The 18,616-nt window shown below is 66.6% G+C and carries 9 protein-coding genes and 1 pseudogene; 8 read left to right on the top strand and 2 right to left on the bottom strand.

Translation table 11 applies throughout. The features are described from left to right. The first annotated feature begins 150 nt into the window (after nt 1–150). The 7 genes and pseudogenes from MNR01_RS08935 (at nt 151) to MNR01_RS08905 (ending at nt 10,026) form a co-directional block, all read left to right on the top strand. Entirely contained in the window at nt 151–387 is a 237-nt protein-coding gene (locus MNR01_RS08935) for a sigma factor-like helix-turn-helix DNA-binding protein (RefSeq protein ID WP_241917479.1), read from the top strand. Continuing rightward, complete coding sequence (locus MNR01_RS08930) at nt 384–1,451, top strand: LysR family transcriptional regulator (protein WP_241917478.1); 1,068 nt, start codon at nt 384–386, stop codon at nt 1,449–1,451. Before MNR01_RS08935 ends, MNR01_RS08930 begins: the two co-directional genes overlap by 4 nt. Before the next feature lie 204 nt (nt 1,452–1,655). Continuing rightward, nucleotides 1,656–2,183, top strand: coding sequence for an Ohr family peroxiredoxin (locus MNR01_RS08925; protein WP_241917477.1), 528 nt, complete (start codon nt 1,656–1,658; stop codon nt 2,181–2,183). 128 nt (nt 2,184–2,311) lie between these two features. Beyond that, a pseudogene (locus tag MNR01_RS08920) lies at nt 2,312–3,508 on the top strand (cytochrome b N-terminal domain-containing protein); the annotation flags it as partial. A gap of 43 nt (nt 3,509–3,551) precedes the next feature. Then, a complete protein-coding gene (locus MNR01_RS08915; RefSeq protein ID WP_241917476.1) occupies nt 3,552–4,559 on the top strand; it encodes a bestrophin family ion channel in 1,008 nt (335 codons plus the stop codon). Nucleotides 4,560–4,617: 58 nt separating this feature from the next. Continuing rightward, a complete protein-coding gene (locus MNR01_RS08910) occupies nt 4,618–5,388 on the top strand; it encodes an SDR family oxidoreductase (RefSeq protein ID WP_241917475.1) in 771 nt (256 codons plus the stop codon). Nucleotides 5,389–5,610: 222 nt separating this feature from the next. Continuing rightward, a complete protein-coding gene (locus MNR01_RS08905) occupies nt 5,611–10,026 on the top strand; it encodes a transporter substrate-binding domain-containing protein (RefSeq protein WP_241917474.1) in 4,416 nt (1,471 codons plus the stop codon). 53 nt (nt 10,027–10,079) lie between these two features. On the opposite strand, the gene MNR01_RS08900 is transcribed toward MNR01_RS08905, so the two are convergent. Together MNR01_RS08900 and MNR01_RS08895 are read right to left on the bottom strand one after the other, a co-directional pair. Beyond that, nucleotides 10,080–10,835, bottom strand: coding sequence for an FkbM family methyltransferase (locus tag MNR01_RS08900; protein ID WP_241917473.1), 756 nt, complete (start codon nt 10,833–10,835; stop codon nt 10,080–10,082). Nucleotides 10,836–10,970: 135 nt separating this feature from the next. Continuing rightward, a complete protein-coding gene (locus MNR01_RS08895; RefSeq protein WP_241917472.1) occupies nt 10,971–13,073 on the bottom strand; it encodes a hypothetical protein in 2,103 nt (700 codons plus the stop codon). Nucleotides 13,074–14,126: 1,053 nt separating this feature from the next. Here MNR01_RS08895 and MNR01_RS08890 point away from each other — a divergent pair. Beyond that, a complete protein-coding gene (locus MNR01_RS08890; protein WP_241917471.1) occupies nt 14,127–18,569 on the top strand; it encodes a YadA-like family protein in 4,443 nt (1,480 codons plus the stop codon). Nucleotides 18,570–18,616: the final 47 nt, after the last annotated feature.

Genomic DNA, 18,616 nt, shown 5'->3' with positions numbered 1-18,616 from the left:
CTGCTTGGGCGCCAATCTAGGCACCGCGCCGTCGCCGCGGTAGATCGCCGCCCGGACGCGCAGTGTTGAGCGCGACGCACCAATGGCCTGTCACAGACGCGCCCGCCGCTACGACCTAGATGCATGACGACAGCCACAGGAAGCCCTGCCATGCCATCGAAGGCAGATCGCATCTGGTCCGTATTCATTTCCGCGCTCGATGGACTTGAACCGGATGTCCGTGCGGCGTTCCTGCTGCACGAGGTATTCGAGGCCAGCTACGACGAGATCGCCCGGCTGATCGGCGAACCGGCGGACACCTGCCGGGCCCACGTCGAGTACGCCCGCGAACACACGCTGACGTACCTGCAACCCATGTGTGACAAGAAAAAGGCGCCGCCGCAATGAACGCACTGCCCAAGCCCCCGACCGATCAACACGATCAGCTGGCATCGAGTTTCTCGGCCAGCTATGCCGGCGTCGTGGCCTTCATCACGGTGGCCACCGAGGGCAGCTTCGCCCGCGCCGCCGATCGCCTCGGAGTCGGGCGCTCGGCGGTCAGCCGCAGCGTGCAGAAGCTGGAAGGACAACTCGGCGCGCGCCTGTTCTCGCGGACGACGCGTTCGACCACGCTCACCGCCGAAGGCGAGCTGTTCTTCGAGAACTGCCGGCCCGGCGTCGAGCGCATCGTGCAGGCGCTGGAGGAAATGCGCGACCTGCGCGACGGCCCGCCGCGCGGACAGTTGCGGATCAGTGCCACGCATGGCTTCGGCCGCAAGGTCATCGCGCCGCTGATGAGCGAGTTCCACATGCGCTACCCCGGCATCGCGATCGAGCTGCTGCTCGACGAACGCACCCCCGACCTCGCCGTTGACCGGGTCGATGTCGCCTTCCGCGAAGGCCGCCTCGACGACAGCCAGGTGATCGCCAAGCAGATCATCCCGATGCAGATGGTCGTGTGCGCATCGCCGGACTACGCCCGCAGGCAGGGCCTGCCGGCATCGATCGAGGAGCTCGACGCGCATGCATGCATCAACCGCAGGCTTCCGAACGGACGGTTGCGCAGCTGGGACTTCAAGGTCGACGGCAGGCCGCACAGCGTGACGCCGCAGGCCGACATCGTGGTCAACGATGACGACCTGATGCTGCATGCGCTGATGGAGGGCCAGGGGCTGGCGCAGATCCCGGCCTTTGAGGTTTGCGACGAACTGCGCAAGGGCACGCTGGTGACCTGCCTGGCCCAGTTCTCACCCGACGACCGCGGTCACTACCTGTGCTACCTGAGCCGGCGGCAGCTGCCAAAGCGCGTCCGCGCCTTCATCGACTTCATCACCACGCAGGTGCGCGCGCTGGACCTGGACTTTGCCACCGCTCTGCCGCGCACACATGGCGACGCCGTCGACGCCGAAGCGGCCCCAGTGGAGGCCACCGCCGATGCGCATCGCAGCAATGGCGGTGCCATCGCGGGCTGATCGGGGGTGATTGGGCGATTGGTGCGCGTGGGGAAACACCGTGCATCCGGCCGCAGGGCTACTGCGGTCCAGGCCCCACACCTAGCATCGCCCCGGAATCACCGCTTTCCGGTACACGGGCGCCGGCGTTCGCAGTCCCGTATGCAAGGACGAGGCACGAAGGACGGACACGCTTCGTGCATGACACAACGACAGGGACAAACCATGAGCCAGTTGAAGCCACCTCCGGTAAGCCTGCTCGACAAGTATTACGGAGAAGACGCCGAGGCCATCTACACCGGTCGCGTGCGCATAACCGGTGGCGAGGCGGCGCACGGTCGCGCCTCCGGCATCGCCAGGTCCGACGACGGTTCCCTCGAGGCGCATCTGCGCCTGCCCGCGGAACTTGGCGGCCCCGGTGGTGGCAGCAACCCCGAGCAGCTGATGGCGGCCAGTTATGGCGCCTGCTTCCACGGCGTGCTCAAGCTGCTGGCGATCCGGTCTGGCCTGGACCTGCAGGACGCCACCGTCGATGCCGCCGTCACCTTCGCGCGTGACCCGATGGACGGACTGTTCCTGTTGTCGGCGGAAATCCGGGTGTACCTGCCGGGCATCGAGCGGGCCTGTGCCGCCGAGCTGGTCCGCAACGCAGAGCGCATCTGCCCCTACGCAAAGATGTTCAGGGATGGCATCGACCACGTCGTGGCGCTTGCACCCGAGAACGAGTCGCCGCCCGGCGGCGCCGCAGCCTGAACCGCCACGCCGGAACAAAGCCGGCAGGACAGACCGCCATGGCCCTGAAGATCGTCCGTATCCATCCGAAGAACCGGCTCCTGGCCTGGGTCGAGGACCGGCTGCCCGTGACCTCGTTCGTGGCTGCGCACACCAGCCGCTACTACGCGCCGAAGAACTTCAACATCTGGTACCTGTTCGGCGCGCTGGCGAGCGTGGCACTGGTCAACCAGCTGGTCACGGGCATCTTCCTGGCGATGCACTTCAAGCCGTCGGCCACCGAGGCGTTCTCGTCGGTCGAGTACATCATGCGCGACGTGGAGTGGGGCTGGCTGATCCGCTACATGCACTCCACGGGGGCATCGCTGTTCTTCGTGGTGATATACCTGCACATGTTCCGCGCGCTGCTGTACGGATCGTACAAGCGGCCGCGCGAGCTGGTGTGGATCCTGGGCATGACGATCTACCTGGTGCTGATGGCCGAGGCGTTCATGGGTTACGTGCTGCCCTGGGGCCAGATGTCGTTCTGGGGTGCCAAGGTGATCATCTCGCTGTTCGGCGCCATCCCGGTGGTGGGCGAAAGCCTGCAGCACTGGGTCATGGGCGACTACGTGCCCGGCGATGCCACGCTGAACCGCTTCTTCTCGCTGCACGTGATCGCGCTGCCGATCATCCTGCTGTTGCTGGTCACCGTGCACATCCTGGCGCTGCACGAGGTCGGTTCCAACAATCCCGACGGCATCGAGATCCACGAGAACAATGGTCCGGACGGAAACCCGCTGGACGGCATCCCGTTCCATCCCTACTACTCGGTCGAGGACCTGCTGAGCACGGTGGTGTTCATTCTCATCGCCGCGTTCCTGATCTTCTTCGTTCCGACCGTGGGCGGTCTGTTCCTGGAGCACGACAACTTCACCGAGGCCAACCCGCTGGTCACGCCCGAGCACATCAAGCCGGTGTGGTACTTCACGCCGTACTACGCGATGTTGCGCGTCATCCCGCACAAGCTCAGCGGCGTGATCGTGATGGCCCTGGCGATCGGCGTGCTGTACCTGATGCCGTGGATCGATCGAGGCAAGGTCCGCTCGATCCGCTATCGCGGACTTGGCTACAAGATCGCGCTGGGACTGTTCGCCATCGCCTTCGTGCTGCTCGGTGCCATCGGCATCGGCGCGGTGGCGCAGATGTTGCCGGGTCTGCTCGGCGAAGGCATCGACGTGAACGTCATCGAGAACTGGATCGGTCGCGTGCTCGTGGCCATCTACTTCGGCTTCTTCGCTTTCACCTGGGTGTACACCCACTTCGGCATCGAGCGGACCCGCCCGTTGCCGGAACGGGTGCGGTAGTCGCAATACCGCTCGACCAACGATCAGACGCAGGAGATCCACCATGCATACCGGCAAGTCATACAAGCTTCCAGAATTCCTGCTCTGGACGCGTCGTTCGATCTACGTCCTGTTGCTGCTGACCGTCATTCCGGTGGTGCTCTACGAGGTGGTGGGCCTGACCTGGCTGGCAATTCCGTGGGGCGTGGTATTCCTGCTGGGTGCGACGGTGGCGCTGTCGGCCGGCTTCAAGAACGTGCAGACCTACAACCGCACCCAGGATGCCCAGCAGGTCTGGTCGCAGATCGCCAGCAGCAGCCGGATCTGGGGCGCGATGTGCCGCGACCTGGTCGCCGACCCGGCACGCGCGCGATCGCTGATGGACCGGCACCTCGCCTGGCTGGCAGCCCTTCGTCACCAGATGCGCGAAGTGAAGCCGTGGGAGAACGCCGACAAGGCCTACAATGCCGAGTACCTGCGCCTGTACACCATCCCCGAGCGTGAGCGCTCGCTGGAATCGGAGCTGGCGCGCTACCTGCCCTGCGACGAAGTGGCGCCGATCCTGAACTCGCGCAGCAAGGCCCTGCAGGTGCTCGGCCTGCAGAGCAGGGCGACCAAGGCGATGCTCGCCGATGGCCAGTTGACCATGGCTGGCTTCACGGACATGCAGAAGTCGATCCGCGACTTCCAGGACCTGCAGGGACGCAGCGAGCGCATCAAGAACTTCCCGTACCCGCGCCAGCACGCCTTCATCAACACCCTGTTCGTCAGGATCCTGTGCGTGCTGCTGCCGTTCGGCATGATCGGCGAGTTCGAGCGGCTCAACGATGTCGTCGATGGCTGGGCCAGGGGCCACATGGTCTGGTTCGTGATTCCGCTGAGCCTGCTGATCTGCTGGATGTACACCTCGCTCGACCAGGTCGGCGAAAGCACCGAGAACCCGTTCGAGGGCGGCGCCAATGACGTGCCGATCAGCCAGATCTGCGAGGACGTCGAGAACGACCTGCGCGAGTTGCTGGGCGAAGCGCCGATCGCGGCCGCTGCGCAGGCGGAAAGCGACATCGTGATGTAGCCGGGCCGCGTTCCGGTACGCCACGAGGATATTGAGTCACACCCCACTGGAGACAGACATGAAGATCGTAGTCATCGGCGGCACAGGGCTGATCGGCACCAAGCTGTGCAACAACCTGCGCGAGCTCGGGCACGAGGCCGTTGCCGCGGCGCCGAACACCGGCGTCAACACCATCACCGGCGAAGGCCTGAAGGAGGTGCTGCAGGGCGCCGACGTCGTAGTGGACGTGGCGAACTCGCCCTCGTTCGAGGACAAGGCGGTCATGGAGTTCTTCCAGACCTCCGGCCGGAACCTGCTGGCGGCCGAAGCCGCTGCGGGCGTGAAGCACCACGTCGCGCTGTCGGTCGTCGGCTCGGACCGCAAGCCAGGCAATGCCTACTTCCGCGCCAAGCTGGCACAGGAGGACCTGATCAGGGAGTCGGGCATGCCGTACACGATCCTGCGCGCCACCCAGTTCTTCGAGTTCCTCAATGCCATCGCCCACTCCGGCGCCAAGGGCGAGGCCATCCACATCTCCACCGCCGCGTTCCAGCCCCTGGCCGCCACCGACGTGGCGGCGACGCTGGCGAAGGTGACCGTGGCCGAGCCGAAGAACCAGGTCGTGGAAGTGGCCGGCCCCGACCGTCGCCCGATGTCGGACTTCGTCCAGGACTACCTGAAGTTCTACAAGGAGGCGCCGAACATCGTCGCCGATGCCGGCGCGGAGTACTTCGGCGCGCCGATCGACGACAACTCGCTGACGCCGGGCCCGAACCCGATTGTTGGGGCGATCGGGTTCGAGGAGTGGCTTAAGACGTCGCCGCCGCCGCCGCCGCCGCCGCCGCGCTGAGTCCACGGCAGCTGTTTGGAACGATGGCGAGGACGGCGGCGCGACGTCCTCGCCTGAGGCGCGCCGCTGCGCATCGATGGTGGCGATGTGGTCTGGAGCGCATCGCGCACTGCGGTGTACGCACAATACGTGACAGCAAGCGTGCCAAGACTAGTCTGATGGTGGGGGAGCAACGCGGCGACTAACCTGCGGGCCGCGTTGCTACCTATTCCCCGCACTGACATGAGCAAGCCGGCGGCACCTGCGGCCCCATCCTCCCGTGGTGCCGATGGCAAGCGTGGACTTGCGCGGCGCCTGGCGCATGCGGTTGTGATCCTGGTGCTGCTCGCGGCGTGCGCGACCGCACTCGCGCAGCAGCAGCCCGTGCGGCTTACCCCCGAGGAGAGCGCATGGCGTGATTCTCATCGCAGCGTGCGCATCGGCGTACTCGCAGGCGATCACTTGCCTGGAGAGAGCTGGGCGGCGGGTCGACCGGAGGGCTTCAGCGTCGACTATGCCCGCTTGCTGGTGGAGCGTGCGGGAATGCACGCCGATTTCCGACCCTATGTCGACTGGGAGCAGGTGGCCTTTGGTCCGCCCGGCGAACATCTGCCGTATGACCTGTTGCTGGGCCAGGCGCCACACGTCAACGAGCCCGATCGGTTCGGGCTGCTCAAGCCGTACGACGCCGGCCGGTTCATGCTGGTGGCCAGGCGCGACGACACGCGCATGGCCAGCGGACAGAACCTCGTCTCCGCGCGCCTGGTGGTCGAGCGTCGCTTCCGCGGCCTTGCCACCCGCCTGTCGGAGCGGTTCCCGAGCGCCAAGCTGCTGTACAGCGACGACGGGGGTTCCGCGCTGGAGATGGTCGCCGCCGGCCAGGCCGATGCCTATATCGGTGCCACCTGGGTGCGCACGCGCATGCTGATGCAGCAGCGCAACGCCGATGACCTGGTGATGCTCCGGGAGGTCGACATTCCGCGGGCGCCGGTGAGCCTGGCCGTGCCCAAGGACCGGCCAGTCCTGATGCGGATCCTGGTCAAGGCCGAAGCCACGCTGGCTGCCGCCGATGTCGAACGGCTGCGAAAGCGGTGGGGGTTCATGCAGGAAGCGCCACCGGATCCACCACGCGCAGCCGGCCTGGACAGCCACGAACGCGCCTGGCTGGAAGCGCAGAGGCCACTGCGCGTCGGCTACGAGATCGATCGCGCGCCGTACTCGCACGCTGACAGCGAAGGCGGCTTCGGTGGTGTCGCGGCCGACTATGTCGCCCTGCTCGGCCGCGAACTGGGCCTGCGCCTGGAGCTGGTGCCGGCGCAGGACTGGGCCAGCCTGCAGAAGATGGTGCGTGCGCGAACGATCGACATTGTCGCCGCCACGCTGCCGGAGGACTTCGACTCGCGCGACCTGCTGGTCAGTCGCCCCTACGCGCACTTTCCGGGTGTCATCGTCACGCGCCAGCACGGGACGGCGATCGTAGGCCCCGAAGACCTGGTCGGCAGGACCGTGGCCGCGCGCCAGGAGGCCGGCGTGATCCACGCCCTTCGCGCCGCGCTGCCGCGCACGCGCCTGGTCCCGGTCGGCAGCAACGAGGCAGGGCTCGACATGGTGACTGCCGGTGAAGTCGACGCCTACGTGGGCACGCTGCCGGCCATCGATACGCTGATCCGCGGCCGATACGCCGCGAAGCTGCGCATCGCCGGTCCCGTCGGTGCCGACCAGGAGTTCGCCATCGGCATCACGCCCGAGCATGCCAGGTTGCTGCCGCTGGTGAACCGCGTGCTGGCGCAGGTGACCGAGGCCGAGCACCAGTCGATCCGCAGTCGTTGGCTGACCACCGAGTACCGCTATGGCGTGCCGTGGCCATGGGTGATGGCCGGGCTGGTGACGGGCGGAGTGATCCTGCTGGTTGGTGCGGTGGCGTATGCGCGGCTGCGCAGCGCGTGGCGCGCACATGCCAAGGCGGAGTCGGAGCTGGCCGCGCAGCTTCGCTTCCAGCAAAGCCTGCTGGAGACCATCCCGCATCCGGTGTTCGTCAAGGACGTCGAGGGTCGCTACCAGGCGGTGAACGAAGCTTACGAGTCGATGTTCGCGGTGACGCGCATGCAGTTGCTCAACCGCACGCTCGCGCAGACGCACCACCTGAATCCGAGCGACGAGGAGGAGGCAAACCGGATGGATGTCGGTGTGCTCGTCACCGGCCGCAGGCGACGCATGGAGTTGCGGCTGCCGCCGCTGCAACCGCAGGGCAAGCCGCGCGACGTCATCCTCTGGCTGCATCGGTTCAATCTCGCCCCGGACCAGGTCGGTGGCCTGCTTGGCACGCTGGTCGATGTAAGCGACATCCGCGAGGCCGAGGCGCGTGCGCGTGCATCCGAACAGCGCCTGATCGATACCAACGACCGCCTGCCGGGCGTGATCCTGCGCATCAGCGTGCAGCCCGGCGGCCGGATCGTGTACGACTACATCGCCGGACAGACCCAGGCGCTGTTCGGGAGGTCGCGCTCGGAGCTGCTCAGGTCCGGGCGGCGCATGCACGCGGTCGCTACGGGCGAGCCCGACCCAGTCGGGCCACTTCCTGTCCAGGAAGAGCCCGACCACGTGCTGGCCGCGATCAACGAGATCGTTGCCAGCGGTACCCGCCACGAGGTCGAGTTCCGCATGCGGGTCAAGGGCGAGATGCGCTGGACGCGTGCATCCAGCGGCACGCCACGGCGCGAGGCCGACGGCAGTGTGGTGTGGTGCATCTACTTCGCCGACATCACCGACGAGAAGCAGCAGGCGCAGGCGCTGGTCGAAGCCACCGACGCCGCGCGGGCGGCGGTGTTGGCGCGCAGCAGTTTCCTGGCGATGATGAGCCACGAGATCCGCACGCCCATGGCCGGTGTGCTGGGCCTGGTCGAGCTGATGGCGCACGCGCCGATGGATCGCGAGCAGGCGCGCATGCTCGGCATGGTCCAGGACTCGGCCGGATCGCTGCTGCAGATCCTCGACGACGTGCTCGACTTCTCGCGGATCGAGTCCGGGCGCCTGGACCTGGACCTGAACCCGTTCGACCTGCGCACCGTCGCCGACAACGTCATGGGCCTGTTCTCGGCGCGCGCGCACGAGAAGCGCGTGCGCCTGTACGCGACCATCGACTGGCGCCTGGCCGGCACGCACCAGGGCGATGCGGTACGCATCCGACAGGTGATCACCAACCTGGTCAGCAACGCGCTCAAGTTCACCGAGTCGGGCCATGTCGAACTGCGCATCGAGCTGGCAGGCGAGGAGCACGGCCTGCAGCGAATCCGCATCAGAATCACCGACACCGGCATCGGCATCGAGCCGCAGCAGCTGGCACGATTGTTCCAGCCGTTCGTGCAGGCGGACGATTCGATCAGCCGTCGTTTCGGTGGCACCGGGCTGGGGCTTTCGATCTGCCAGCGCCTGGCGCAGATGATGGGCGGCTCAGTCCATGTCGCCAGCACGCGCGGGCAGGGCACGACCTCGACGCTGGAGCTGTCGCTGCCGATCGTCAGCGATGTCGAGCCGCACGAGAAGATTGTCGGCAAGACGGCGCTGCTGTGCACGCGCGACCCGATGTTCGAGCGGGAGTTGGCCAACACGCTGTCGACGCTCGGCTTCAACCTGATGGAGGTCGGCCCGGACGAACTGCGCGAGGCGCAGGCCAGCGACGCCGAGTTGTTCGTGGTCGACATCGAGCTTGTCCGCGAAGGCTGCCTGCCTGACGGCGCGCGCTACCTGTGCCTGGTCGACTCGGCCGATGTGCGCGGATTCCAGGTGGATGACGGCGAGGTGTCGTTGAGCGGCAGCCCGCTGCTGACGGCGGCCGCCGCCGAAGCCTGCTGCGCGGCGCTGGGCCTGGAGCCGCCCAATGGCGCGTTGCCGCAACCCGGCATGTATGCACCACGCGCGGCACGCATCCTCGTTGCCGAGGACCATATGACCAACCGCGCCGTCATCGCCCGCCAGCTCGAACGCCTGGGCTACGCGCACACCCTGGTGGAGGATGGCGAGCAGGCGCTGGAGGCGTTGACGCTGCAGAGCTACGACTTGCTGATAAGCGACTGCCACATGCCGCTGCTGGACGGTTTCGCACTGACGCGACGGATCCGCGAGCAGGAAGCCGGAACGGGTCGCCATCTGCCCATCGTCGCGCTGTCGGCCAGTGCCTTGCCCGAGGAGGTGCGGCGTTGCCACGACGCCGGCATGGACGACTTCCTGGCCAAGCCGGTGCAAATGCTCGATCTCGACAGGAAGTTGTCGACCCACCTGCAGCACGCGCTGCCGGAGCCGGTTCCCGAGATCACGCCCATATCGTCGCGGACCAGCCGCAAGCTGGCGCGGCTGACCGAGCTGTTCGGCGGCGAAGCGTCGCTGCGCGAAGTACTGGAGGGTCTGCTGGATTCGAGCCGCCGCGACATGGCGGCGCTGGATGTGGCCGTCGAGGCGGGCGACGAGGCCCTGCAGCGCGACATCCTCCACCGCATCGACGGTGCCCTGTTGCTGCTGGCTGAAGGGGACCGCGATCCGTTGCGAATGTCGCACCTGGATCACACGCAGCGGCGATCGATGCTGGATGCCCGGATCGGCCACCTGGAAACGGTGATTGCCACGCTCGACCCCGGACGCCCCGTATCAAGAGCGGTGAACTAGCCCGCGAAACCGCCGACAACGTTCGCAGTGACACGCTGCCGGCGGCGAACGTATCAGATCTCGCGCAGGCGATCGAACTCCAGCCGGGCCTCGATCGGTGTGGCAATGACGTTCTGGTGGACCATGCCCGGGAACCGGTTGTCGCTGTTGCCGGCATGGTTGTCGGCGCTGTAAAGGTACGGCAGGTGCGACCAGCAGCGGTAGCCGGCGTCCTTGAGGGCCTTCACTTCGGCCGCAGCCTGCTCGATCCCGCCCAGGCGCACATAGATCGTCGGGCGGAAGCGGCGAACCGATTCGTCGGCGCCCTGCAGCAGCGCGACCAGCGTGCCGGGCAGGTTGACCTTGATCAGGTTCAGGCCGTCCATTGCGAGGCTGTCGATGCTGGCGCAGCGCACGCGCTCGCCGTCGTTGCCGTTGCGATTCGGGCGAGCGTCGAGCTGGCGGGTGGTGGCGGTCTCGCGTCCCAGCCATACCGAATGCGTGTGCACGTTGACCAGACCGTTGAGCGCGACGTTGGCGCACAACTGCTGAAACTCGAGGCGGCGCGGTTCGGCGACGTGCACCTGGCCCTTCTCGCCGACAGTGCGCGACAGCCACAGCGCATGCGCGCCGTAGTCGCCACCGAACTCGAGCACGCTGTGTCCTTCCTGGATCAGGCCACTGAGCAGATCGAGTTCCTGCTCGGCCCATTCACCGTAGCTGTGCAGCGAGCGCGCGGCGAGGTTGTCGAGTGAGACGGAAGCGGTGACGCCGTAGCGGGTTTTCCAGAGGCGCTGAACGCCGTCGAGGGAGAGTGCGGGGGTATCCATGGGGGAGGTCCTGGGTAATTACGGTGGGGCGGCGGGTCGGTGCAGCTGGCGGTGGGTCGGTTTCAAATCGGAGTGCTTCGAACTGGCTTGCTTCAGATCGTCTGCTTCGGATCCGGTTGCTTCATGCGCGGTGCCTCAAAGGGTGGTGTTGGCCATGCGCATGCTCTGGTTCAGGCGCTTCCAGTGCGGGTCCTGTCCGGCCGGGTCGAGCGTGCTGGTCCAGCGCGCATCGGCCTGGCGCCAGATCGGCATCAGGTCGGCACGGGCAGCGCCGGCTTCCCAGGCCGCGGCGCACAGCTCGCTGGCCGCGCGCGGTTCGTCACTGGTCAGGTGCACGCTGGCGACGATCTGCAACGCATCGGCGTCGTTCGGCGCGAGGTCCAGCAGGCGGCTGGCAAGCTGCTTCATCCGAATCGCCGCCTGCGGCCGCGGTTCTGCCGGCAGCTGTGCGGGCGACAGCGCGATCGCCACCAGCGCCTTCAACGCGCACAGCAATGCGCGTGCCTCGTTCTCCGGTGCCTGCGCAGCGGTTTCGGCCAGCCGCGCTGCCGAAGCAAGGTGGGAATGCTGCGGGACGCCTTCGGTGAGCCTGGCTTGTTCGAGGTGGATCTCCGCGGCTTCCAGGTCGACCAGCGCCGGCGGCAGCTCACCCGGTGCGATACCGGCCAGCAGCGTGAGCGCCTGCTCGAGCGTATGCCAGCGGGTCAGGCCGAACTCGCGGCGGGCGCGCATGCGCAGGTAATAGGCGTGCGCGAACTGCGCCTGCGCGCCGTCCTCGGGCGAGATCGCCTCGATGCGCGCGAACAGGGCCTCGGCTTCATTGAGCTTGGCCTGCGCCGCGGTGCCGTGCAGGCTGGCAGACCAATCGCCGAGCAGGCCGATCCATGCCAGCAGCGGTTCGACGATGCGTGTCGCGGCAAGCGGGCCTTCGACTCCGGTCTGCGTCGCCTGCAGGCGGGCAATGCGCGCCGCGCCGCTGAGGCGCTGTGCATAGGCGCGCTCGGATTCGATCAGACGGGTCAGCCAGGCGTCGCGTTGCGGTGCATCCCAACGGGCGATTCCGGCATGGAGCAAGGTGGCGCCCCGCGCTTGCAGCACCCCGGCCGAACGCAGGTCCACCAGTTCCGCCCGAGCAAGCATGAGGTTGATCCACAGCCATTGCACCGGCTCGCCGGCGTCGCTCATGGTCGTGCCCCAGCGCTGGTCGATCACGCGTTCACTGCGGTCGAGCCAGTGCGCGCGTTCGTCACGCGGAGAGGCGGCAGCGCGCTCGTGCAGCGCCTCAGCCCATTCCAGCAGCACCGCGTCGTCGCGCGTATGCCCCTGCAGATGGCGATCGTAGACGGCGATCGCCTCGTCCAGGCTGGCCAGCCGCGCGGTGCCGGTCTGGCGACGAGCCTGCATCTGGTGACAGCGCGCAATCATCCGCGACAACAGGTTGGCGCGGTCTGGTTCGACGCGAAGTGCATTGCGGAATGCCGATGCGGCCTGCACGGCAGCCTCCAGCTGCCGGTCCGGGCGGTCACGCGCAATGCGCCACCATGACCAGCCTGCCACCGTCCACGCTTCGCCGCTGGCATCGCCGCCATCGAGCAGAGGTGCAAGCGACGACAGGGCCTGCTCCGGTCGGTCGGCCGTCAACCAGTGCTTTGCCTGGCCCACGCGTTCGGATGCATCCATGGTGGACGCCTCAGCCGGTGCGGACACGCCCATGCCCACGTTCTTGTTCACGGTTTCCTCCTCGATCGGATTGATGGTTGCCACGTCATCGGGCTCAATCGCCTCGATCGGGCTGCGCCGTGTCGGGGCCGCTTCCGTCGGTGGTGTTATGTGCTCGAAGTTCACCCACGAGACACACGACGGAAGTGCGCCGCTCAGTACCAGCGGTGCATCGATGGTGAAATCGATCGCGTTCGTGCGGACGGAGGCCGAGCGCGCTGCGTCGTGTCTCAGCGTCGTCGACGATGGCGACGGAGTTGATGGTCGCGGCGCGCTCATGTGCATCGCCACCGCCACCTCTGGCAGTGGCAGGTTGCCGAGAGTGAAGTCGGCGACGTCGTGCATGCTTTGCGCGTCGGGAGTCTTCACCTGCGCCCAGGTGATGGTACGCGGCCGCGCGGCAGCGTCGCGGCGTTCGCGTTCGGCATTTCGGCTATTGCGCCATGCGATCAGGAGCCACAACAGCAAAGCAATGGCGGCGAGCAATGGCCACCAGTCCCGCAACGCAGCGATCAGCATTCCTCCATGCCAAGCGGTCGTGCCAGAGGGCGATGCTGCTGCGCTCGATGGCGCCGAGACGGTGTCCGATGCCGGCCCGGAGCTCACCGACGAAACAGCAAGCGACAGCGACGCTGCGACCTGCGACGCATCGCCAGGCAGCACGGCGCCGGGTGAGGCAGGTAATGACTTGCGTGCGACTGCGAGTGGCGTGTGAACAGGCGCGGCTGTGGCGCGTTCGTCCATCGCGCCAGGCGCTGTGGCCGCCGACGGCATGCGACCGATTAGCTGGGCCACGCCGTTCTTGCCGGCCGCGATCGCCGGAAGCACGACGGCGCGCTGTCCGCCGTTGAAACTGCAACCGATGAGAACTGCCCCGATCAGGCCCAGCGCCAGTGCGGCGCGAGTGCGCCTGCGCGGGTGTGGAGCACTTGTCGTGCGCTTAATGTCGCTGCGGCTGCGGGCGGAGCGTGCGCTGGCAGAGAAAGGTGGCTGTGTTGACATCAGGGAGCGGCTGCCAGGTTTACTTCACGGGGGCGGCTGCCTGAAGGACGCCATGCGCCGTGCTACGCAGAGTGCATGCCGCTGAACTGCCAGCAAACTGTATGACGTCCGCGTCGTCGGATTCAATCAGACAATTCTCAGTTATGAGGCGTCCACGATGCAGTCTCGTCGCGCCCTGGAGAGGCGCTGGACTCCGCGCCATGTCGTTGCAGTGACAGCGCGAAGACGGCGTCACAGCTGCAGACGTCATGAGACTGGTCGACACGTCGAACGTCAGCGTGCGCGCGCAGTGAAGAGAAACAACCTGTCGGCAAGCGAGCGAAGCGGCGCAATCAGCATCTCCTGAGGCCGTTCCTGGCGCGCATCCCTTGAGGAAATTCCTGGCTGGCATCCATTGAGGAAGTTCCTAACGCACAGCTTTTGAGGAAACTCCCAATGTGCATTCCTTGAGGTCGTTCTGATGGTGAAGCCCCGGTCGCGTCACGACAATTCGCGTCGCACTGTGGCCCCGACAACGGATGGCAACGGGCTTTTGTTGTTTTTCTCTATTGCTCTCGGAGCTGCACCTCAATGAATACGATCTACAACGTTGTTTGGAACTCAACGACCAATACCTGGGTCGTGGCGTCTGAACTGGCCACCGGCCGAAAGAAGAAGTCCTCCACGAACAAGGGAGCCGCGGCGGCGGTCGCGGCCGTGGTCGTCGCCACTGGCATGGTCTCGCTGACAATGCCGGGCGCTGCCAGCGCAGCGACGGCTGGTGTAGGCGGCCTTCAGTTCTGTTCGCCGAGCGGCAATGATCCGTATGCGGGCTACACGCGAGCCTACGGAATCTATGTCACCGGCGGCATGGAGTATGGTTGTACTCCTGGTGGGTCCAACGCCTCGGCCGCATTCTCGCTGAACAATGCCGCGGACACTTACGGCGGCGGCGGGTTCAACATGGCAACCGCGCGCGTGACCGGCTACAAGGACGGCACGCTGGAGCTGAAGGGAACGAACATCAAGTTCATTGGCGACGTGACCTTCGATGGAAAGACGAGCGTGCCTTACTTCCACGCCAACTCGACCGGCGCCGATTCGATGGCACAGGGTGGGGATTCGGTCGCAGTGGGTGTAGCGGCCAACGCCAAGGGCACCAGCGCCATCGCGATCGGCAGCTCGGCCAAGACCGAAGGCGACTGGAGCATTGCAGCCGGCAACGCATCGTCCGCCAAGGCATCTGGCGACGTCGCGCTGGGCGCCTCTGCGAGCGCCAACGGTGGCGGCCAGTGGGCTACGGCAATCGGTACCCAGGCCCAGGCCACGGCCACGCAGTCCACCGCAATCGGCGGTAGCGCCAAAGCCACGCATCACTACAGTGTTGCCCTCGGCCAGGCTTCCACCACCGACCGCATCAACAGCGTCTCGGTAGGCAATGCATCGTGGCAGCGCCAGGTGACCTTCGTCGCCAAGGGCACGGCTGACACCGACGCAGTCAATATCTCGCAGCTCAAGGGCGTGACGAGAGCGATCGGCGGCGGTGCAGGCGTCAATGCCGATGGTTCGATCAAGGCTCCGTCGTACACGATCCAGGGCCAGGCCGGAATCGCCGATGTCGGCACCGCGCTGGGCAAGCTCGATGCAGCCACCTCCGCCAACACCACCGCCATCAACAACATCAACAACGGTGGCGGTGGTGGCGGTAGCAACAAGTACTTCCACGCAAACAGTTCGCTGGCTGACTCGGTGGCCACTGGCAGCAATTCGGTCGCAGTGGGCGGTGCCGCCAGCGCCAAGGGCACCAGCGGCATCGCAATCGGCAGTTCGGCTTCGGCCGAAGGCGACTGGACCTTTGCGGGCGGTAACGCGGCAGTGGCCAAGACGGCCGGTGACACCGCCCTGGGTGCATCTTCGCTGGCCAACGGCGCAGGCACGTACGCCACGGCATTGGGTGTCAATGCGCAGGCAACAGCCACCAAGTCCACCGCGGTGGGTGCCAACGCCAAGGCCGCGCACCACTACAGCGTTGCTCTTGGCCAGGAAGCCACCACCGACCGCATCAACAGCGTCTCGGTGGGCAACGCCTCGTGGCAGCGCCAGGTGACGTTCGTTGCCAAGGGCACGGCCGACACCGACGCGGTCAACGTCTCGCAGCTCAAGGGCGTGACCACCGCGATCGGCGGCGGCGCTGGCGTCAACACCGATGGCACCATCAAGGCTCCCGACTACGTGATCGGTGGCTCCACGGTGCACACCGTCGGCGATGCGATCACCAACATCGACGGCCGCATCACCAATGTGTTCAACGGCAAGGCCGGCCTGGTGCAGCAGTCCGCAGCAGGTGCCAACCTGACCGTGGGCAAGGACACCGACGGCGCCGCTGTCGACTTCACCGCCAAGGCCGGTACGACGCGTCAGCTCAAGGGTGTCACCGCCGGTGTGGCCGATACCGATGGCGTCAACGTCAAGCAGCTCAACGACAAGCTGGCGAGCTTGCCGGGCGGCAGTCCCAACGCGGTCGTCTATGACGATGCCTCGCACACGCTTGTGACCCTGAACAAGGGAGGCGCTGCCACCAGGATCACCAATGTGGCAGACGGCAAGGTGGAGGCTGGTTCCAAGGACGCGGTCACTGGCGGGCAGCTGTTCAACGCCGTCGACGGGATCACCAACGCGGTCGGCGAAATCTCTCCGAAGCTGAAGTACGTCAAGTTTGGCCCCAGCTCTGCACAGGAGGCAGCGGCGACCGGCTCCGACAGCGTGGCGATCGGTGGCAACGCCTTCGCCAACGGCAGTAGTGCGCTGGCAATGGGTCTGAACTCCCGCGCTGCCGCCGACAAGGCGTTCGCGGCCGGTGCAGGCGCTGTGGCCAATGCCGACAGTGCCCTGGCACTGGGTGCTGGCGCGCGTGCCCAGGGTGCGAACTCGGTGGCACTGGGCGCCGGTTCGTCGGTGGCTGCCAGCGAGAACTGGGTGGTATCGATCGGTGGCCTGACCGGCAAGCGCCGCATCACCAACATGGCCGATGGCATCGCCGATTCCGACGGCGCCACGGTGGGTCAGGTGAACAAGGCCATCGACACGGCGATGACGTCGAAGAGCCGTCTGTTGCAGGCGACTCCGCGCGCTACCACCAGCAGCGTGCCGGTGGACCAGTTGATCGTTGCAGGTCCGACCACGCTGGGCGGCCAGATCGAGGCAAAGGGTCAGAACGCCCTGGCCATTGGCCTGAACACCCACGCCACCGCCGACAACGCGGTGGCGGTGGGCCAGAACGTCACCGCAGTGACGAAGGAATCGGTGGGCGTTGGCCAGAACGTGGTCATCAACGGCGAGCGTTCGGTCGTGATTGGTTCCAACGTCAGCGCCATCGCCGACGATGCAGCGGTGATCGGCACCGGTGCCGCAGCGGAAGCAGTCGGTGGCGTGGCGATCGGCAAGTCCGCCGCCGTGCTCTCGACCGGCACCAACTCGGTGGCGATCGGCCGTGACACGCAGGCACTGGCTGCCAGCACCGTGGTACTGGGCCAGGGCAGCACCGACGACAACCGCGCCAACACGGTCTCGGTGGGCTCGACCCTGGGTACTGCAGTCAAGCGCCAGGTCATCAACGTGGCCAGGGGCACGGCCGACACCGATGCAGTCAACGTCTCGCAGCTCAAGGGCCTCGCTTCGGCCGTGGGTGGCGGCGCGGCTGTCGCTGCCGATGGCTCGGTGACCAAGCCGACCATCACTGTCGGCGGCAACGACTACGCGACCGTGGCCGACGCCATCGGCGCGGTCGAAGCGATTGCCGGTACCGGCGATGCCCTGGGCGTGGCGTACGACGATGCCAGCAAGGCCAAGGTGACCTTGAACAAGGGTGCCGGCGCGGTGACCATCGCCAATGTCAAGGCCGGTGTGGCCGATGACGAGGCGGTCAACGTCAAGCAGCTCAAGGGCGCAGGCCTGGTCGGCGAGGATGGCAAGGCTGCCATCGCCGTCACCTACGATAGCGATGCCAAGGACAGCGTCACCCTCGGCAGTGCTGGCAAGCCGGTCAAGCTGAAGAACGTTGCCAACGCCACCGAGGACGATGAAGCCATCAACCTGGGCCAGCTCAAGAGCGCCGGCCTGGTCGGTGGTGAAGGCTCGGTCCTCGATGCGGTGACGTACGACGTCGGCTCCAACAAGGCCTCGGTCAGCTTCGGCGGCACGAACGGCACCGTGCTCAACAATGTGGCTGACGGCCGCATCGAAGCCAACAGCCGCCAGGCCGTCAACGGCGGTCAGATCGCGGCGATCAAGGATGCCCTGGAGGGCAAGATCACCAACATCGACAACCGCGTGACCAAGATCGAGCAGAACGGCGGCGGTGGCGGCAGTCCGGCCTACATCAACGCCAACGGCTCGGGCGATTCGCCGAAGCCGGCCAGCGCAGGCGACACCGCCGGCGTGGCGATGGGCTACGACAGCAACGCCAGCGGCGCGGGTGCCTCGGCGATCGGTGACCACGCCACGGCCCAGGGCAAGGACAGCGTGGCCGTCGGCAACAATGCCTCGACCAGTGTGGGCGGTGACAACTCGGTCGCCCTGGGCAACGGATCCATCGCCGACCGCGCCAACACGGTGTCGGTGGGTTCGGAAGGTCACGAGCGCACGATCAGCAATGTCGCTCGTGGCAACCGCGATAACGATGTGGCCACGGTCGGCCAGGTGAACGAGACCGTTCGCGACCTCAGTGCCTCGGCCAACGCCTACACCGACAAGATGGTCAACGACGTGTGGACCAACCTCAGCGAGGAGCTCGACCACTCCAGCCGCCAGGCCAACCGCGGTATCGCTGCAGCTGCGGCGCTGATCAACGTCACGCCGTACGTCCCGGGCCACACCACCGTCAACGCCGGTGTTGCCGGCTACCGCGGCGAGACGGCACTGGGCGTGGGCGTGTCGCGCTGGAGCGAGAACGGTCGCGTCAACCTCAACGCCGGCGTGTCCGCGGCGCAGGGTGACGAGGCGATCTTCCGTGTCGGCGTCGGCTACATCTTCTGATCGCCGCCAGGCAACGCGCATGGCGGCCCCTCGCGGGGCCGCCATTG

Origin of the sequence: Lysobacter sp. S4-A87, from assembly GCF_022637455.1 — a bacterium.
GTDB lineage: Bacteria > Pseudomonadota > Gammaproteobacteria > Xanthomonadales > Xanthomonadaceae > Lysobacter_J.
The sequence above is the reverse complement of the archived record's forward strand: the minus strand, read 5'-3'. Positions and strand labels throughout refer to the sequence as shown.

Bases quoted from the DNA above. Each gene is read 5' to 3' on its own strand.
- MNR01_RS08935 (WP_241917479.1), top strand. From the start codon at position 151: ATGCCATCGAAGGCAGATCGCATCTGGTCCGTATTCATTTCCGCGCTC.
- MNR01_RS08930 (WP_241917478.1), top strand. From the start codon at position 384: ATGAACGCACTGCCCAAGCCCCCGACCGATCAACACGATCAGCTGGCA.
- MNR01_RS08925 (WP_241917477.1), top strand. From the start codon at position 1,656: ATGAGCCAGTTGAAGCCACCTCCGGTAAGCCTGCTCGACAAGTATTAC.
- MNR01_RS08915 (WP_241917476.1), top strand. From the start codon at position 3,552: ATGCATACCGGCAAGTCATACAAGCTTCCAGAATTCCTGCTCTGGACG.
- MNR01_RS08910 (WP_241917475.1), top strand. From the start codon at position 4,618: ATGAAGATCGTAGTCATCGGCGGCACAGGGCTGATCGGCACCAAGCTG.
- MNR01_RS08905 (WP_241917474.1), top strand. From the start codon at position 5,611: ATGAGCAAGCCGGCGGCACCTGCGGCCCCATCCTCCCGTGGTGCCGAT.
- MNR01_RS08900 (WP_241917473.1), bottom strand. From the start codon at position 10,835: ATGGATACCCCCGCACTCTCCCTCGACGGCGTTCAGCGCCTCTGGAAA.
- MNR01_RS08895 (WP_241917472.1), bottom strand. From the start codon at position 13,073: ATGCTGATCGCTGCGTTGCGGGACTGGTGGCCATTGCTCGCCGCCATT.
- MNR01_RS08890 (WP_241917471.1), top strand. From the start codon at position 14,127: ATGAATACGATCTACAACGTTGTTTGGAACTCAACGACCAATACCTGG.